We start from the raw sequence: 17,607 nt of genomic DNA, 5'->3' as shown, positions 1-17,607 counted from the left end.
TTATCATGAAATTAGCAAGCTATATTCATCAGGGCCGTAAAAGCTACGGAATTTATACGCCATCCGGCTTTATCGATTTGGGTAATAAAATTGGCCATCAATATGCGACATTGAAAGACCTTCTTCAGTGGGACGCGTTAGACGTCGCCAGACAGTATCTCGATTGCCCGGTGGATATTAGTCCTGAAGAAATCATCTTTTTGCCCGTTATAGAAGAGCCCGGAAAGATTTTCTGCGTGGGGATGAATTACGCTGAAAAAAGAAAAGAGTTTGCTGAGACGAATAATGCCCCCACGCTGTTTATCCGTTTTCCTGATTCGCAAACCGGGCATACGCGGCCGGTGATAAAACCGGTTCTCTCCAGCGAGTTCGATTACGAAGGCGAGCTGGCCGTGATCGTCGGTAAACCCGGCAGCCGGATTGACGTCAATAACGCGCTCAGCTATGTCGCGGGATACAGCTGCTATATGGACGGCTCCGTTCGCGACTGGCAGCACGCCTGGTTCACCGCCGGTAAAAACTGGACGCAAACCGGCGCCTTCGGCCCGTATATGACCACGGCGGACGAGATCCCCGATCCTCACGCGTTGACTATTCACACCTGGCTGAACGGCATGCTGGTCCAGAATGACTCCACCGGCAGCATGATCCACAAAGTGGCGGATCTTATCGCCTACATCAGCACGTTCACCTCCCTCAGCGCCGGCGACGTCATTATTACCGGTTCGCCGGGCGGGGTCGGCAAAAAGCGTAACCCGCCTCTGTTTATGCACGACGGCGATCGCGTTGAAGTGGAGATCGAAAACATTGGCCGACTGGTCAATACCATTGTGGAAGCTCAACCGCAGCCACAAGCGTTAGCTGTCTAAACGCTCAGGAGAGAGAAGATGTACACCGACAGAACACCCGAGTTTGAGGTTATTCACGCCGGTAACGCCCAGTCCCGGGAAGAGGTTGTCCGCTTCCTGGCCCGCAACGGTTTAGGCATTGATGATGATATTGAGCAATTTATTGTTGCGCGCTATCAACGCCATCTTGTTGCCTGTACCGGCATTGCGGGTAACACGCTGAAGTGCATCGCGGTGGATCCCGCGTGGCGGGGCACGTCGTTAAGCCTGACGTTAATTCATGAGGCCGAGCTTCAGGCGGAACAAAACGGTGAACATCAGCTCTTTCTTTTTACCTGTCCGGATAACGTGAAATCGTTTCGCGGATGCGGGTTTTATCCGCTGGTGACGGTCGAGAACCGTGCGTCATTAATGGAGAATACGCCGGTAGGTATTCATCGTTATTGCAGCCAGCTGCGCCGCCTTCATTTCATGCCGGGGAAAAATATCGGCGCCATTGTGATGAACGCCAATCCGTTCACCCTCGGCCATCAATATCTAATTGAACATGCGGCAAGCCGGTGCGACGCGTTACATGTTTTCGTGGTCCAGGAAGATATCTCCGCATTTTCGTTTAAAGAACGGTTCGCGATGGTCAGGGATGGGTCGCGGCACCTGCCAAACGTCACCGTTCATCCGGGGTCGGCATATATTATTTCGCGCGGCACTTTCCCGGGCTATTTCCTGAAAGATAAGCAGATCATCGATAAAACCTACGCGGCCATTGATCTCCTGCTGTTCAGAAATTACATCGCCCCCGCGTTGAATATTAATCATCGTTTTGTGGGTACCGAGCCGTTTTGTCCGTTAACCGCCGAATATAACCGGGCGATGCACCGCTGGCTGGAAGAAGAGACGAGCGCGGCGGCCTGTATTAGCGTACACGAAATAGCAAGAAGAACGGACGGTAATAATGTGCCGGTATCGGCTTCAGCCGTTCGTCGTTTATTAAAAGAAAACAACATTGCTGCCGCCAGCCGCATGGTGCCTGCCACCACGCGCGCGTTTCTGAATAACGGATCGCTGCATCAGCCCTGTTTATCCGAGCCGCTGACGGCAGCGGTTTAAGCGCATTATCACAGGAATAAGAATATGAAAATTGTGCAAGCCGCGATGGCGGGAACGCTGGAGTCCAGCGACCTGATGGTTAAGGTCAGTCCCGTCGAGAGCGGGCTGGATGTGGTCATCCAGAGCGAAGTGTATAAGCAATTTGGCGACCGAATTACTGAGGTTGTCAATGAAACCCTGGCCGCGTTCAACATCGAGCAGGGGCTTGTCGTTATTGATGATAAAGGCGCGCTGGATTGCGTGATCCGCGCCCGCGTGCAGGCTGCTCTGCTCAGAGGTGCAGCCCGGGAAGACATTGCATGGGAAACGTTATGATGAAAAAGCTACGCCGCAGTATGTTATTTATTCCCGGTTCAAGTGCCGCTATGCTGTCGACGGCATTTATCTATAAACCAGACTCAATTATGTTTGACCTGGAAGATGCCGTTGCGCTGAAAGAAAAAGACAGCGCGCGTCTTTTGGTATTTCACGCCCTGCAACACCCGATGTACAACGATATTGAAACCGTTGTCAGAATTAACCCGCTGAATACCCCTTTTGGCTTAAAGGATCTGGAAGCCGCCGTCAGGGCAGGGGTGGACGTTATTCGTCTGCCGAAAACCGATACTCCGGAAGATATTTATCAGCTCGAACGTGAAATCGTCCGCATTGAAGAAAGCTGCGGGCGTCCTGTTGGCTCAACGAAATTAATGGCGGCAATCGAATCCGCCGTCGGCGTCATTAATGCTGTCGCCATTGCGAAATCCTCCGACCGTTTAATGGGGATTGCGCTCGCCGCCTTTGACTACGTGATGGATATGCAAACTGAGCGGGGCGATGGGACCGAACTGTTCTATGCCCGCTGTGCCGTACTGCATGCCGCGCGCGGGGCAGGGATCGACGCTTTTGACGTGGTTTACGCCGACGTGAATGATGAGGTCGGTTTCCTGAAAGAAGTGGATCTCATCCGCAGGATGGGCTTCAACGGAAAATCGCTGATTAATCCGCGACAAATTGAAATTCTTCACAACGCCTACGCGCCCACGCAGGAAGAAGTGGATTACGCCCAGCGCGTGATTGCTGCCGCAGAAGAGGGAGAACGCAACGGACTGGGGGTGATTTCGCTGAACGGAAAAATGATCGATGCGCCAATCATCAACCATGCCCGCGTCGTTATCGAGCGCAAAAATGCCTCGGGCATTCGTCAGTAATCCCTTTAACAGCAAGCGACAGGATGAATAATGAAAAGTCTCACTGAAACCCTGCACCACATTCCTGGCTCTCGCCGTGAGTACGTCGCCTTCAGCGGCGCCAACGCGACGACGCCTTATCTTGCTGATCCTCAGCAAAAGTCTCACCGCAAGCTTTTTGCCAGTGTGGACGACGTGCTGGCCCGCTGCGATCTGCATGACGGCATGACCGTATCCTTTCATCACGCGTTCCGCGAGGGCGATAAGGTCATTAACTACGTGATGGATAAGCTGGCTCAGCGCGGTCTGAAAGGGATCACACTCGCCTCCAGTTCATTGATGTCGTGCAATGCGCCGCTTATTGAACACATTCGCAGTGGCGTGATTGGCAAAATCTATACCTCCGGCATGCGTGGCGAGCTGGCGGATGCGATTTCACACGGGCTGATGGACGAGCCGGTACAGATCCACTCCCACGGCGGGCGGGTGAATCTGATTCAAAAGGGTGAAATTGCCATTGATGTCGCCTTTCTGGCGGTGTCCTGCTGCGATGAATATGGCAATGCCAGCGGCAACGGCGGCGCATCGCAGTGCGGCTCGCTCGGTTACGCCATGGTCGACGCGCAATATGCCAAAAAGGTGGTCTTGCTTACTGAAACCCTGAAGCCGTTCCCCAACCTGCCGGCCAGTATCGTTCAGGATCGGGTTGACTATGTGGTGCAGATTGAGAGCGTCGGCGACCCGGCAAAAATCAGCGTAGGCGCCGCCAGGGTCACCAGTAATCCACGTGAGCTGATGATTGCCCGTTCTGCCGCCGACGTTATTGAACATTCAGGCTATTTCCGCAACGGCTTTTCCATTCAGACCGGTTCAGGTGCGGCGTCTACCGCCTGTACGCGGTTTATGGAAACCCGTATGCGCAAACACAATATTGTCGCCCGTTTTGCGCTCGGCGGGATTACCGGCAGCATTGTCGATCTGCATCAAAAAGGGCTTATTGAAAAGATCCTCGATACGCAAAGCTTTGATGGTGCTGCGGCCGCTTCCATGACCGTCAATCCCGACCATGTGGAAATTTCCACCAACGTCTATGCGAACCCGGCTGCAAAAGCTGCCTGCTGCGACAGGGTAGACGTGGTCATCCTCAGCGCGCTGGAGGTGGACACGCAGTTCAACGTCAACGTGCTGACCGGTTCTGACGGCGTGATGCGCGGCGCGTCGGGCGGGCATTGCGACGTCGCCGCGGCGGCCAATCTCACCATTGTAGTTGCCCCGCTGATCCGCAGCCGAATTCCTACCGTTGTCAGGCAGGTCACCACCCTGGTGACGCCGGGCGAAAGCATTGACGTTTTGGTTACCGATCACGGTATTGCCGTTAACCCGGCGCGTCCGGAGATCCGCGAACGTCTGATTAACGCCGGGCTGGCCGTTGTCGATATCGATGCGCTGTACCACAAAGCGCTGCTCATCTCGGGTGAGCCTAAGCCTGTCGAATTTACTGACCGGATCGTGGGCGTGGTGCGCTACCGCGACGGCAGCGTGATTGATGTGGTTCGCCAGGTTAAGGAGTAATTCCCATGACGGATAAAGCCTCAAACGTGAAGGTCTCTCTGGAACAGGTGTTGAACGGCAGAGAGCAACGAGCCCGTCGCCAACAGGCGTGGCTGTTTCAGTCGGATCATGCGGTGGTTTCCGTCACTCTGGTCTGGCCGGGGGAGGTCAAAGATACCGCGCTGGCCAGACGGGTGATGGCCGCCGCCAATGACGCGATCGGTGACCTGTTACGGACCCATCAGTGGACGGTCTGCCGCCAGCAGACCCTACAGCTAGTCACGGGCCCGGAAGCGCTCTGGTCGGTGGCGGCCCCCGCGTGGATGATCAAACACGTGACGGCGCATCTGGAAGATAGCCATCCGCTGGGACGCTTATGGGATATCGACGTGCTGTGTCCGAAAGCGGGCCTGCTAAAAAGAAATGCCATCCAGCAACCGATGCGCAGATGCTTTATCTGTCATGAACCTGCTCATGTTTGTTCCCGCATGCGACGTCATTCGCAGGCCGAGCTCACGCGCGTAATCGAGGCGTTAACCGATGACTACTTCGCTTGCCAGATGTAATGCGCCGGACGTCCAGCAACCCTTCGCGGAGCTGGCTGTCGAGGCGATGTACCGGGAAATTCGCTTGACCCCAAAACCGGGTCTGGTGGATCGCGTAAACAGCGGGGCGCATAAGGATATGGATTACGCCCTGTTCATGGCCAGTATCGCGGCGATTGCCCCCTGGTTCTCAACGTTTTTTAACGTTGGCAGAGAGACGGCTCGTCTTGCTGGCCCGCAAACGCTGCGGGCGATAAGGCCAACCGGTCTGGCCTGCGAGCAGGCGATGTTTAACGCCACCGGCGGGGTGAATACCCATAAAGGCGGGATCTTCTCGCTGGGGCTGCTGTGTGCGGCGGCGGGACGTCTGACGCAAAGGGATGAAACGCTCACGCAGCGCAGTTTATGCCATGAGACCCGCATTATCTGTACCGGCATCGTTGAGCAGGAGCTGAAAACCACAGGCATCGCCAGAACGAAGGGCGAGCAGCAGTTCCAGGCATACGGCTTTACCGGGGCGAGAGGGGAAGCTGCCAGTGGTTTTATGACCGTCCGCCAGGCGGGTCTCCCGCCCCTGCACACCGCGTTAGGTCAGGGCGAATCCGAAGACGTGGCGCTTTTGAGGATGCTGCTGGGTTTGATGGCCGCGAATCCGGATACCAACTTGGTTTCCCGTGGGGGAATAGAAGGTCTGAACTACGCCAGACGCTATGCGAGGCGGTTATTAAAAATAAAACGTCTCCCGGCGGATAAATTGGTTAACGCGCTACTCAGAATGGACGCGGAATTTATCAAACGCAATTTAAGCCCCGGGGGTAGCGCCGATCTTATTTCCGTTGGCTGGTTATTGTCGCAGTTTCCACCCGAATAATCGCGAATAGCGTAACAGGAAAACGTCATGATTGAACAACGCCTGCAGCAGCTCAGTAACGTTTATACCCCTATTCTGGTGCCGGGGCTGAGAGACAGCGATGAACATCACTGGCAAAGCTGCTGGGGGCGGCGTTTTCCTTTCTGGAAACGGATCCAGCAGAAAAACTGGTTCGAGCCCGACATTGAAAACTGGGTCTCCGCCATTTCCCGAGAGCTGGCAGCGTGTCAGCTGCCCGCCATTCTCGTCGGCCACAGTTTTGGCGCGCTGGCGGCATGCCGGCTGCTGCAAACGCGTCAGGTCAACGTCGCCGGGGTGGTGATGGTCGCGCCGGCAGAACCCGCTTTTTTCGGCCTGGAAGAGGCCATTCAGCCAGCGTCATTACCGGTTCCCTGCCTGATGTTTGCCAGCAGAAACGACCCCCTGATGCCTTTCGCGCGCGCTCAGATCTGGGCGGCACGCTGGGAGGGACACTTAATCGATATCGGTGAGGCCGGGCATATTAATGCCGAATCAGGCTTTGGTGAATGGCCTTACGGGCTCGAACGACTAACAGAATTTTGTGAACAACTTTAGCTTTAACAGGAGTACGTATGTTAGATGATTATAATCAGCACCTGAAAGCGCGCGCTGAATCGGGTATTCCGGCAAAACCCTTAACTGCGGAGCAGACCGATGCGCTTATTTCTCGTTTAATTCACGATGCGCCCACGCATCATCCGCGATTAATCGATTTATTAACCCATTGCGTTCCCCCGGGCGTCGATCCCGCGGCTAAGTTAAAAGCCGAATTTTTATTTAAGCTGGCACTACAGGAATACCGTATTGACGGTCTCTCTCCCGAAGCGGCCACGACGCTGCTGGGTTCCATGCAGGGTGGCTATAATGTTCAGCCGCTGATCGATCTTCTGGACCACCCGAGCCTGGCACCGCTGGCCGCACAGCAGCTTTGTTCGACTATCCTAATCTTCGAAAAATTCAGCCAGGTTGAAGCCAAAGCGCTGAACGGTAACGTCCGGGCAAAAGAGGTGCTTCAGTCATGGGCAAATGCCGAGTGGTTTACCCGCCGTCCGGCGATGCCTGAAAAAATCACCCTGAAGGTGTTCAAGGTTCCGGGCGAAACCAATACCGACGATTTGTCTCCGGCACCGGAGGCGTGGTCACGTCCGGATATTCCGCTGCACGCGCTTTCCATGCTCAGTAACGCCAGGGAAGGGGTTGAGCCTGATGAGCCCGGCGCGCGCGGCCCTTTGCGCCAGCTGGCAGAATTAAAAGAGCCAGGCTGGCCGCTGGCGTACGTCGGCGACGTCGTGGGAACCGGGTCATCGCGCAAGTCCGCCACCAACTCGATCTTATGGCACATCGGGAATGATATTCCTTTCGTGCCGAACAAGCGTAACGGTGGGTTTGTGTTCGGCGGCAAAATTGCCCCGATTTTCTTCAATACGCTGGAAGATTCCGGTGCCTTGCCGGTAGAGATGGACGTCTCCTCGCTGACGACCGGGATGCTGATCGATCTGTATCCCTACAAAGGCGAAATTCGCGAGACGGAAAGCCAGCGTCTGGTGACGCGCTTTACGCTTAAAACCGAGGTGCTTCTGGATGAAGTGCGGGCCGGCGGGCGGATCCCGCTAATTATCGGACGCAGCCTGACCGCGAAAGCGCGGGAATCGCTGAAGCTTGCGCCTTCAGAGGCATTCCGCAAGCCCTCCGCTCCAGCGCCATCCACCGCCGGTTTTACGCTGGCACAAAAAATGGTGGGTAAAGCCTGCGGCGTCGCGGGGATCCGTCCCGGACAGTATTGCGAGCCGAAAATCACGACCGTGGGCTCTCAGGACACCACCGGCGGGATGACGCGCGACGAGTTAACCGATCTTGCCTGCCTGACGTTTTCAGCCGATCTGGTGATGCAGTCTTTCTGCCACACCTCAGCGTACCCTAAGCCCGTCGACGTTCAGCTTCATGAGACCCTGCCGCAGTTTATCACCCGTCGTAACGGGGTCGCGCTGAAACCGGGCGACGGCATTATCCACTCCTGGCTTAACCGTATGCTGCTGCCGGATACGGTGGGCACCGGCGCCGACTCCCATACCCGCTTCCCGCTGGGGATCTCTTTCCCGGGTGGTTCCGGGCTGGTGGCGTTTGCCGCCGCAACCGGCATTATGCCGCTGGATATGCCGGAATCGGTGCTGGTTCGCTTTACGGGTGAGATGCAGAAAGGGATCACCCTGCGCGACCTGGTGCATGCCATTCCGCTCTACGCCAGAAAGCAGGGCCTGTTGACGGTCGAGAAAAAGAATAAGCGCAATATTTTCTCGGGCCGGATCCTCGAAATTGAAGGGCTGGAAACACTGAGTGCAGAGCAGGCGTTTGAGCTGGCTGACGCCTCCGCTGAACGGTCCGCTGCCGCCTGCGTGATGCGCCTGGCGGAAGACAAGGTCGCGCAGTACCTGCGTTCCAACGCGGCCCTGCTGCGCTGGATGGTTAAGCAGGGATATGAAAACGCCAACACGCTTGAACGACGCATTGCTGAAATCGAGGCGTGGCTGGCTAACCCGTCGCTGCTGTCGGCCGATCCTGAAGCGGAATATGCCGCAGTCATTAACATTGATCTCAATGAAATCACCGAACCGGTGGTCTGTGCACCTAACGATCCGGATGACGCTTGCTTACTTTCTGAGGTGGCCAGCACGCCGATAGAGGAGGTCTTTATTGGCTCCTGCATGACCAACATCGGTCATTTCCGCGCTGCGGGTGAAATCCTGGCCGACGCCCGTGAAAGCCGGGCGCGGTTGTGGATTGCGCCTCCCACCAAAATGGATGCCGGGCAGCTTTCCCGCGAGGGCTATTTTAGCCAGTTTATAAAGTCGGGGGCACGAATCGAGCCTGCGGGCTGCTCCCTCTGCATGGGGAACCAGGCGAGGGTACGCGAAGGGAGCCACGTGGTATCGACATCCACCCGAAATTTCCCGCATCGTCTGGGAACGAATGCCAGCGTGTTCCTTGCCTCGGCAGAATTAAGCACCGTCGCGGCCATACTGGGTAAAATGCCAACCGTTGAAGAATATTTAAGCTATACGGAAAAACTTCATGGCGCGCATGAAAATATCTATCGCTATCTCAGTTTTGACACCCTGTCCGAATATAAAATCACAGAAGGTGATAATATCCCGGTTGTAGGTGTGTAGTTTCTTATTATTTATTTAGAAAATGTATTTATCCGGCAGAGGCGTCTCCCAGGAGAATCCTCTGCTATTCAGGGACCCTTTTCTCATGGGTGAGATATGCTTAAGTCCAATATTTTAAAAACAATCTTACTTGCCTTAATAATATTATTATCAATATTTATCCCTCCGCCTGATGGATTAACTAAAGAGGCGTGGATACTGGCAGGAATATATTTGTCCGCTATCGTTGGCCTGGTCATTAAACCGTATCCCGAACCCGTCATTATGCTCGTTGCGGTCGCGTTAACCTGTTTTACCGTGACAAAATTCCCGGATTCACCTGTCAAATCAATGGATGTGCTGAGCGGATACGCCTCAGGCACAACCTGGCTGGTGTTCAGCGCCTTTACGCTTAGCGCGGCGTTCGTTACGACCGGCCTGGGAAAGCGGCTTGCTTACTGGTTCATCCTCAAATTTGGCAGTACGACGCTAAGGCTGGGGTATGTTACCGCCTTACTGGACCTGGTGCTGGCACCCGCTACGCCCTCCAATACCGCGCGGGCAGGTGGGGTGGTTTTTCCGATTATTAACAGTATCGCGACCGTTCTGGGGTCAACGCCAAAAGAGACACCGTGCAAGGCTGGCCGTTATTTAATGGTTAATGTCTATATGGTCACTAAAACGACCAGTTATATGTTTTTAACGGGCTTTGCCGGAAACGCGTTAGCGCTTCAGCTCATTTCAGATATTTTCCATATTCATATTAGCTGGATCGGCTGGATGCTGGCGGGTGCCCCGCTGGGGTTATTGATGCTGTGTATCATTCCCTATATTTGCTACCGAGTAGCCTCGCCGGAAATTAAGCATATTGATAATGTCGCGATTGCGACCAGCGGGCTGGAAAGTCTTGGGGCAATGAGCCTTAAAGAGAAGGGACTGGTGGTTATTTTTATCGCCGCTTTATTGGGCTGGATCTTCTCACGTCATCTTGGACTCACTGAATCCGCCGTCGCTATTATCGCGATGGGGGCGGCGCTGCTGTTTAATATTATTGGCTGGAGTGATGTTCAAAAAAATAAAGGCGGCTGGAATACCCTGATGTGGTACGGGGGTATCATCGGTCTGAGCGCCACCCTGAGCAAGGAGGGATTTTTCCGCTGGCTGGCGGATTTCCTGTCTGCGCATCTGGATTTTCTCAGCGCCGGTAATATGACTATCGTGATTATCGTGTTTCTCAGCGTGCTGGTTCGCTATTTCTTTGCCTCCGGCGGGGCATACGTTGCGGCCATGGTGCCGGTGTTTGCCACCGTGGGTCTGGTCACCGGAACGGCGCCTGTTCTGCTGGCGCTTGCTATTCTGTTTTCCAATTCCTACGGCGGATGTATCACGCACTATGGTGGCGCAGCAGGACCTATTATCTTCGCCTCGGGGTACAATGACATTAAGTCATGGTGGACAATCGGCACGATCGTGGCGCTGTGCACGTTTTTAGTCCACATGTTCCTCGGCATTCCCTGGTGGGGATTCCTCATGCAGCACGGGATGCTGCAGTTTTAATCGCCCGGTAGCGGCATCGCCTTCCCGGGCCTACACTAGCTTGAACGCAGGTCGGGTAAGGCGAAGCCGCCACCCGACAAAATCAACGGCGCGATCTCACCACCTGATACCGCCGGGTAAAGTACTCAAACGGCGCGCTCCACACGTGCACCAGGCGGGTGAACGGGAAGATAAGGAAGATCGTCATCCCCAGCACCAGATGAACGCGGAAGATCGGCGCAACGCCGCTCAGCATCTCCGACGAGCCCCCCTTAAACGTCACGATCCCCTGCGCCCAGCCGACCAGCTTCATCATCTCGCTTCCGTCAGGGTACTGGGCGGAGAAAGGAATGGTTGAAAGCCCGAGGATGCACTGGATCAGCAAAATACTCATGATAATGATATCCGGCGTGGTGGACGTAGCGCGCACCCGCTGGTTGAACAGGCGGCGGTAAAGCAGCATTGACCCCCCAATCAGCGTCAGCACGCCGCAAATTCCGCCCGCAATCATGGCTAGCTGTTGCTTAACCGCGACGGGTAAAAACCAGGCGTACATCCAGTGCGGGGTTAACATGCCGAACAGGTGCCCGAAGAAGATCCCCAGAATCCCGATATGAAACAGGTTAGAGGCCCAGTTCATACCGCGCTTGCTGAGCATCTGGCTTGACGAGGCGCGCCAGGTGTACTGCCCGTAGTCGTAGCGCAGCCAGCTGCCGAGGAAAAACACGGTGGCGCAGATGTAGGGGTAAATGTCATAGAAAAACACATTCAGGTAATGGATCATTTTGGGCCTCCGGCGCTGACGTCCACGTACTGCGGCGCGACGTCCTGGCTAAAGCGTCGTTGATATTGCTGCATCGGCGAGCTGTCGCACGATGTGGCGTTGTCTTCGATAAACTTCACCTGTTCCTCTTCCCATACGGCGTCCAGCGCCTGGCGGGTATCATCCCGTTTTTCACCGGATACCTGTTTCGCCACGCTGTCGCTGGAGAGCCGCGTGCCCGCAAGCGTCAGCAGGGCATCAAACAGCTGATAGTGCGCCACGCCGCGCTGCTTCAGGCGGCCGCCAATCAGCGCCAGGATCGGTGCGACGTTCTGCAATCCTTCGCGCGCCTCTTCATCAGTAACGATGCTGAGGTACTCCAGGTAGAGCGGCAGATAGTCCGGCAATTCGCGGCAGTCGAGCTGTAGCCCGGCTTTCTCATACTGCCCCATCAGGTCGACCATCGCCTGACCGCGATCGCGAGACTCGGCGTGAACGTGCTCGAACAGCAGCAGGGACGTTGCGCGCCCGCGTTCAAACACTTCGCACCACTCGGCCTGCTTATCCAGCAGCGGGGCGCTCAGGTGCTGCTGCGCAAACGGCAGCAGCATGGGCGCGTCCTGCTCAACCAGGGAAAGCGCCTCAGCGCGGTTTTCCCACAGCAGCTCATCGGGATACTCAATCAGCAGCGCGATGATTTTAAGGATCTGCATTATTCTCCCTCCCCGTGTTCGCGCACCTCGGTGATGTTGATCGCGTCGATGCGGCTGCTGTTGAAGAGGTTGAATTTGGTGTCGGAGCCGTGGCAGCCGTCGCCAAATGTGAAGCCGCAGCCGTTTTTCTCCGGGAAGGCGTCGCGCGCCATTTCGCGGTGGCTGGTAGGGATCACGAAGCGGTCTTCGTAGTTGGCGATGGCCAGATAGCGGTACATCTCCTCAACCTGCGCTTCGGTCAGGCCGACCTCTTCGATGGCGCGGGTATCGGTTACGCCTTCCACGGTCTGGGAGCGTTTGTAGTGACGCATCGCCATCATGCGCTTCAGGGCGCGCAGCACCGGGCCGGTATCGCCCGCGCTGAGCATGTTTGCCAGGTACTGCACCGGAATACGCAGGCTTTCCACGGCAGGCAGGACGCCGTCGCTCTGCGGCAGGCCGCCGGCGTCCGCGTAGGACTGAATCGGCGACAGCGGCGGCACGTACCAGACCATCGGCAGAGTACGGTATTCCGGGTGCAGCGGCAGGGCGAGCTTCCAGTCCATCGCCATTTTGTAGACCGGCGAACGCTGGGCGGCGTCAATCACGTTCTGCGGAATACCCTGTTTCAGCGCTTCCTCAATCACCGCCGGATCGTTCGGGTTGAGGAACACGTCGCACTGGCGTTCGTACAGATCGGTTTCATGCTCGGTGCTTGCCGCCTCTTCAATGCGGTCCGCGTCGTACAGCAGCACGCCGAGATAGCGGATGCGCCCGACGCAGGTTTCCGAGCAGACGGTCGGCTGGCCGGACTCAATGCGCGGGTAGCAGAAGATGCATTTTTCTGACTTGCCGCTCTTCCAGTTGAAGTAGATTTTCTTGTACGGACAGCCGCTGATGCACAGGCGCCAGCCGCGGCATTTGTCCTGGTCGATCAGCACGATGCCGTCCTCTTCGCGCTTGTAAATTGCGCCGCTCGGGCAGGTGGCGACGCAGCTCGGGTTCAGACAGTGCTCGCACAGGCGCGGCAGGTACATCATGAAGGTGTTTTCGAACTGGCCGTACATCTCCTTCTGGATCTTCTGGAAGTTGCGGTCGCGGGCGCGTTTTTCGAACTCGCCCCCCAGCAGCTCCTCCCAGTTGGGGCCCCAGACGATTTTGTCCATCCGCTTGCCGTCAATCAGCGAGCGCGGGCGAGCGGTAGGGAGGTGATCCCCTTCCGGCGCGCGGTGCAGATCCTGATAGTCAAAGGTGAAGGGCTCGTAATAATCGTCAATCTGCGGCAGGACGGGGTTGGCGAAAATTTTCGACAGCACGCCCATTTTGCCGCCGAGGCGCGGCGTCAGCTTGCCGTGTATGCCGCGGATCCAGCCCCCTTGCCACTCCTCCTGATCTTCCCAGTTTTTCGGGTAGCCGATGCCCGGTTTGGTTTCGACGTTGTTAAACCACGCATACTCCATCCCTTCGCGCCCGGTCCAGACGTTCTTGCAGGTGACCGAGCAGGTGTGGCAGCCAATGCATTTATCGAGATTCATAACCATGCCAACCTGTGAGCGTATTTTCATTTTTTCGCCTCCTGTACCTGATCCCGACCTTCGCCGTCCAGCCAGTTAATGTTTTTCATTTTGCGGATCATGATGAACTCGTCGCGGTTGGAGCCAACGGTGCCGTAATAATTGAAGCTGTAAGCCAGCTGGGCATAGCCGCCGATCATGTGCGTCGGTTTCGGGCAGACGCGGGTGACTGAGTTGTGGATCCCGCCGCGCCGTCCGGTCACTTCTGACCCGGGAATGTTCAGGATGCGCTCCTGGGCGTGGTACATCATGGTCATACCCGGCGGCACGCGCTGGCTGACCACCGCGCGGGCGGTGAGGGCGCCGTTGGCGTTGAAGGCTTCGATCCAGTCGTTGTCCTCAATGCCCAGCTCGCGCGCGTCGGTTTCGCTGATCCAGACGATGGGGCCGCCGCGCGACAGGGTCTGCATCAGCAGGTTTTCGCTGTAGGTGGAGTGAATGCCCCATTTCTGGTGCGGCGTCAGGAAGTTGAGCGCTTTTTCCGGGAAGCCGTTCGGTGGGATCTCGCGCATATGGGTGACGCTGCGGGTGTCAATCGGTGGACGATAGGCCACCAGGCTCTCACCGAAGGCGCGCATCCAGGGATGATCCTGATACAGCTGCTGCCGGCCAGAGAGGGTACGCCACGGGATCAGCTCGTGGACGTTGGTATAGCCCGCGTTGTAGGAGACATGCTCGCTTTCCAGACCGGACCAGGTCGGGCTGGAGATGATTTTACGCGGCTGCGCCTGGATATCACGGAAGCGGATCTTCTCGTCTTCCTTGTTCAGCGCCAGGTGGGTGTGATCGCGCCCGGTCAGTTCCCCGAGCGCTTCCCAGGCCTTCACCGCCACCTGGCCGTTGGTTTCCGGCGCGAGGGCGAGGATCACCTCGGAGGCATCAATGGCGGTTTCAATACGCGGTCGGCCTTTCGCCGGGCCGTCGAGCTTGACGTAGTTGAGCTTGCCGAGGAAATCCACCTCGTTCTGGGTGTTCCACGATATGCCTTTTCCGCCGTTGCCGAGCGTGTCCATCAGCGGGCCGAGGGAGGTGAAGCGCTCCCAGGTTTCCGGGTAGTTACGTTCGACCACGGCGATGTTCGGAGCCGTTTTACCGGGGATCAGATCGCATTCCCCTTTGCGCCAGTCCTGAATATCAAACGGCTGCGACAGTTCCGCCGGGGAGTCGTGCTGTAACGGCTGCAACACCACGTCAGTTTCAGTGCCCAGGTGGCCGACGCAGACCTCGGAGAAAACTTTGGCGATGCCTTTGTAGATCTCCCAGTCGCTGCGCGATTCCCACGCCGGGTCGACGGCGGCCGAGAGCGGGTGAATAAACGGGTGCATGTCCGAGGTATTCATATCGTCTTTTTCATACCAGGTGGCGGTCGGCAGAACGATATCCGAGAACAGGCAGGTGCTGGACATACGGAAGTCGAGCGTTACCAGCAGGTCCAGCTTGCCCTCGATGGCGGCGGTTTGCCACTCCACTTCCTCAGGCTTCACGTCGTCCGTTGAGCCTAAATCCTCGCCCTGAATGCCGCTCTCGGTGCCGAGCAGGTATTTCAGCATGTACTCGTGGCCTTTCCCGGACGAGCCGAGCAGGTTAGAGCGCCAGACGAACAGGTTGCGTGGATGGTTCTTACCGTTGTCCGGCTGCTCGCAGGCGAAGCGGATATCGCCGGATTTTAACGCCTGAACGGTGTACTCCTGCGGCGTCATGCCCGCCGCGTCCGCGCGGGCTTTTATGTGCAGCGGATTCAGGCTGAGTTGCGGCGCTGACGGCAGCCAGCCCATGCGCTCGGCGCGGACGTTGAAGTCGATCAAGTGTCCGGTGAATTTCGACGTATCTGCCAGCGGGGAGAGCAGTTCCTGCGCGGTCAGCTTCTCATAGCGCCACTGGCTGGCGTGGTTGTAGAAGAAGGAGGTGCTGTTCATCTGGCGCGGCGGGCGGTTCCAGTCCAGCGCGAAGGCCAGCGGCAGCCAGCCGGTTTGCGGGCGCAGTTTCTCCTGGCCCACATAGTGGGACCAGCCGCCGCCGCTCTGCCCGACGCAGCCGCAGAAGACCAGCATGTTGATCATCCCGCGGTAGTTCATGTCCATGTGGTACCAGTGGTTCACCCCGGCACCGAGGATGATCATTGAGCGACCGTGCGTTTTGTGCGCCGTGTCGGCAAACTCGCGAGCGATTTTTTCAATCAGCCAGGCGGGCACGCCGGTGATCTGCTCGCCCCAGGCGGGGGTATAAGCTTTGATCTGGTCATAGCCTTCTGCGGCGTTACTGTCTTCCAGGCCGCGATCGAGACCGTAGTTAGCCAGCACCAGATCGTAAACGCTGACCACTCGCTTCTCGCTGCCGTCGGCGAGCGTCAGGGTTTTGCTCGGCACGCGGCGGGTCAGCACCGGCTCCTGCTTCACGCTGCGGAAGTGCGGGTTTTCGTTGCCGCCAAAGTAGGGGAAGGCAACGTCCGCAACGCTATCGTGGGTAATGAGCAGCGAAAGCGTCAGTTCGGTTTCCTGGCCTGCGGCAAGTGATTCCAGGTTCCATTTGCCTTTTTCTCCCCAGCGGAAACCGATAGATCCGTTTGGCACCACCAAATCCCCGGCAATATTGAAGGCGACGGTCTTCCACTCTGGGTTATTAGTTTCCCCCAGCCCGTCGACAAGGTCCGAGGCGCGCAGCATCCGGCCCGGTACCACGCGACCGTCTGACTGCTCATCCAGCATGACCAGCATCGGCATGTCGGTATAGCGGCGGCAGTAGTTAAGGAAGTAATCACTCGGGTTATCGAGGTGGAACTCTTTGAGGATCACGTGGCCCATCGCCATAGCGAGGGCGCTGTCGGTGCCCTGTTTAGGGGCAAGCCACTGGTCGCTCAGCTTAGCCACTTCAGAGAAGTCCGGCGTAATGGCGACGGTCTTGGTCCCCTTGTAGCGCACCTCGGTGAAGAAGTGGGCGTCCGGGGTACGGGTTTGCGGCACGTTCGAGCCCCAGGCAATGATGTAGCTGGAGTTGTACCAGTCGGCGGACTCCGGCACGTCGGTCTGCTCGCCCCAGGTCATCGGCGACGCCGGCGGCAGGTCGCAGTACCAGTCGTAGAAGCTCAGGCAGGTGCCGCCCAGCAGGGAAAGATAGCGCGTGCCGGCGGCGTAGGAGACCATCGACATCGCCGGAATAGGCGAGAAACCGGCCACGCGATCCGGGCCGTAGTGTTTGATGGTCCAGACGTTGGCGGCGGCAATCAGTTGGTTTAGCTCTTTCCAGTTCGAACGGATAAACCCGCCTTTACCGCGCGCCTTCCTGTAGCTCTGCGCCTTTTGCGGATCGTTTTGAATGGCATCCCAGGCCAGCACCGGATCGGTATGCTGCGCCAGCGCCTCGCGCCAGAGTTCAATCAGCCGGCGGCGCACCAGCGGGTATTTGAGACGGTTGGCGCTGTAGAGATACCACGAGTAGCTTGCGCCACGCGGGCAGCCGCGCGGCTCGTGGTTGGGCAGGTCAGGGCGGGTGCGGGGGTAATCGGTCTGCTGGGTTTCCCAGGTCACCAGGCCGTTTTTGACGTAAATCTTCCAGCTGCAGGAGCCGGTACAGTTCACGCCGTGGGTGGAACGGACAATCTTGTCGAACTGCCAGCGCTGACGGTAGCTGTCCTCCCAGTCGCGGTTGGTGTGATACACCTGCCCGTGCCCATCGGCGAAACTGTCACCTTTTGTTTTGAAGTAACGGAAACGGTCCAGCAGTTTGCTCATGACATTTCTCCTGCTTCGATAGCATGGCCGGAGAGTGCTGCATCACGCTCCGGCGA

At 57.1% G+C, this 17,607-nt stretch carries 14 protein-coding genes; 10 read left to right on the top strand and 4 right to left on the bottom strand.

The window, feature by feature from the left end; translation table 11 throughout:
- The first annotated feature begins 5 nt into the window (after positions 1-5).
- The 10 genes from AB8818_RS03115 (at position 6) to AB8818_RS03070 (ending at position 10,815) form a co-directional block, all read left to right on the top strand.
- The gene (locus AB8818_RS03115) at positions 6-869 is read left to right on the top strand and encodes a fumarylacetoacetate hydrolase family protein (RefSeq protein WP_192982139.1); all 864 of its coding nucleotides are present in this window, start codon (positions 6-8) and stop codon (positions 867-869) included.
- A gap of 18 nt (positions 870-887) precedes the next feature.
- Positions 888-1,955: a [citrate (pro-3S)-lyase] ligase gene (gene citC / locus AB8818_RS03110; RefSeq protein ID WP_192982141.1), complete on the top strand. Its 1,068-nt coding sequence runs from the start codon at positions 888-890 to the stop codon at positions 1,953-1,955.
- Between the two features lie 24 nt (positions 1,956-1,979).
- On the top strand, positions 1,980-2,270 hold the full coding sequence (gene citD, locus AB8818_RS03105) for a citrate lyase acyl carrier protein (protein WP_163329545.1): 291 nt from the start codon (positions 1,980-1,982) through the stop codon (positions 2,268-2,270).
- The gene (gene citE, locus AB8818_RS03100; RefSeq protein ID WP_116341116.1) at positions 2,270-3,145 is read left to right on the top strand and encodes a citrate (pro-3S)-lyase subunit beta; all 876 of its coding nucleotides are present in this window, start codon (positions 2,270-2,272) and stop codon (positions 3,143-3,145) included. Before citD ends, citE begins: the two co-directional genes overlap by 1 nt.
- 30 nt (positions 3,146-3,175) lie before the next feature.
- Positions 3,176-4,696, top strand: a complete 1,521-nt coding sequence (citF, locus tag AB8818_RS03095; protein ID WP_192982143.1) for a citrate lyase subunit alpha — start codon at positions 3,176-3,178, stop codon at positions 4,694-4,696.
- 5 nt (positions 4,697-4,701) lie between these two features.
- On the top strand, positions 4,702-5,241 hold the full coding sequence (citX, locus tag AB8818_RS03090) for a citrate lyase holo-[acyl-carrier protein] synthase (RefSeq protein WP_192982145.1): 540 nt from the start codon (positions 4,702-4,704) through the stop codon (positions 5,239-5,241).
- Complete coding sequence (gene citG, locus AB8818_RS03085) at positions 5,216-6,091, top strand: triphosphoribosyl-dephospho-CoA synthase CitG (RefSeq protein WP_192982147.1); 876 nt, start codon at positions 5,216-5,218, stop codon at positions 6,089-6,091. Before citX ends, citG begins: the two co-directional genes overlap by 26 nt.
- A 27-nt stretch (positions 6,092-6,118) precedes the next feature.
- The gene (locus AB8818_RS03080) at positions 6,119-6,667 is read left to right on the top strand and encodes an alpha/beta hydrolase (protein WP_116339699.1); all 549 of its coding nucleotides are present in this window, start codon (positions 6,119-6,121) and stop codon (positions 6,665-6,667) included.
- Between the two features lie 17 nt (positions 6,668-6,684).
- Positions 6,685-9,279, top strand: coding sequence for a bifunctional aconitate hydratase 2/2-methylisocitrate dehydratase (gene acnB / locus AB8818_RS03075; RefSeq protein ID WP_192982149.1), 2,595 nt, complete (start codon positions 6,685-6,687; stop codon positions 9,277-9,279).
- A gap of 96 nt (positions 9,280-9,375) precedes the next feature.
- Positions 9,376-10,815, top strand: coding sequence for an anion permease (locus AB8818_RS03070; RefSeq protein ID WP_116339702.1), 1,440 nt, complete (start codon positions 9,376-9,378; stop codon positions 10,813-10,815).
- Positions 10,816-10,897: 82 nt separating this feature from the next.
- On the opposite strand, the gene narI is transcribed toward AB8818_RS03070, so the two are convergent.
- From narI to AB8818_RS03050, 4 genes are read right to left on the bottom strand one after another with little or no spacing between them, the layout of a single operon-like run.
- The gene (gene narI / locus AB8818_RS03065) at positions 10,898-11,578 is read right to left on the bottom strand and encodes a respiratory nitrate reductase subunit gamma (protein WP_061098122.1); all 681 of its coding nucleotides are present in this window, start codon (positions 11,576-11,578) and stop codon (positions 10,898-10,900) included.
- On the bottom strand, positions 11,575-12,270 hold the full coding sequence (gene narW / locus AB8818_RS03060) for a nitrate reductase molybdenum cofactor assembly chaperone (protein ID WP_192982152.1): 696 nt from the start codon (positions 12,268-12,270) through the stop codon (positions 11,575-11,577). Before narW ends, narI begins: the two co-directional genes overlap by 4 nt.
- On the bottom strand, positions 12,270-13,814 hold the full coding sequence (narH, locus tag AB8818_RS03055; protein ID WP_192982155.1) for a nitrate reductase subunit beta: 1,545 nt from the start codon (positions 13,812-13,814) through the stop codon (positions 12,270-12,272). Before narH ends, narW begins: the two co-directional genes overlap by 1 nt.
- A complete protein-coding gene (locus AB8818_RS03050; protein ID WP_192982159.1) occupies positions 13,811-17,551 on the bottom strand; it encodes a nitrate reductase subunit alpha in 3,741 nt (1,246 codons plus the stop codon). The genes narH and AB8818_RS03050 overlap by 4 nt, the downstream gene beginning before the upstream one ends.
- Positions 17,552-17,607: the final 56 nt, after the last annotated feature.

It is taken from the genome of Enterobacter sp. KB-280D8 (genome assembly GCF_041399405.1).
Lineage (GTDB): Bacteria > Pseudomonadota > Gammaproteobacteria > Enterobacterales > Enterobacteriaceae > Enterobacter > Enterobacter cloacae_N.
Note: the sequence above shows the minus strand (reverse complement) of the source record. Positions and strands in the feature narration are given on the sequence as shown.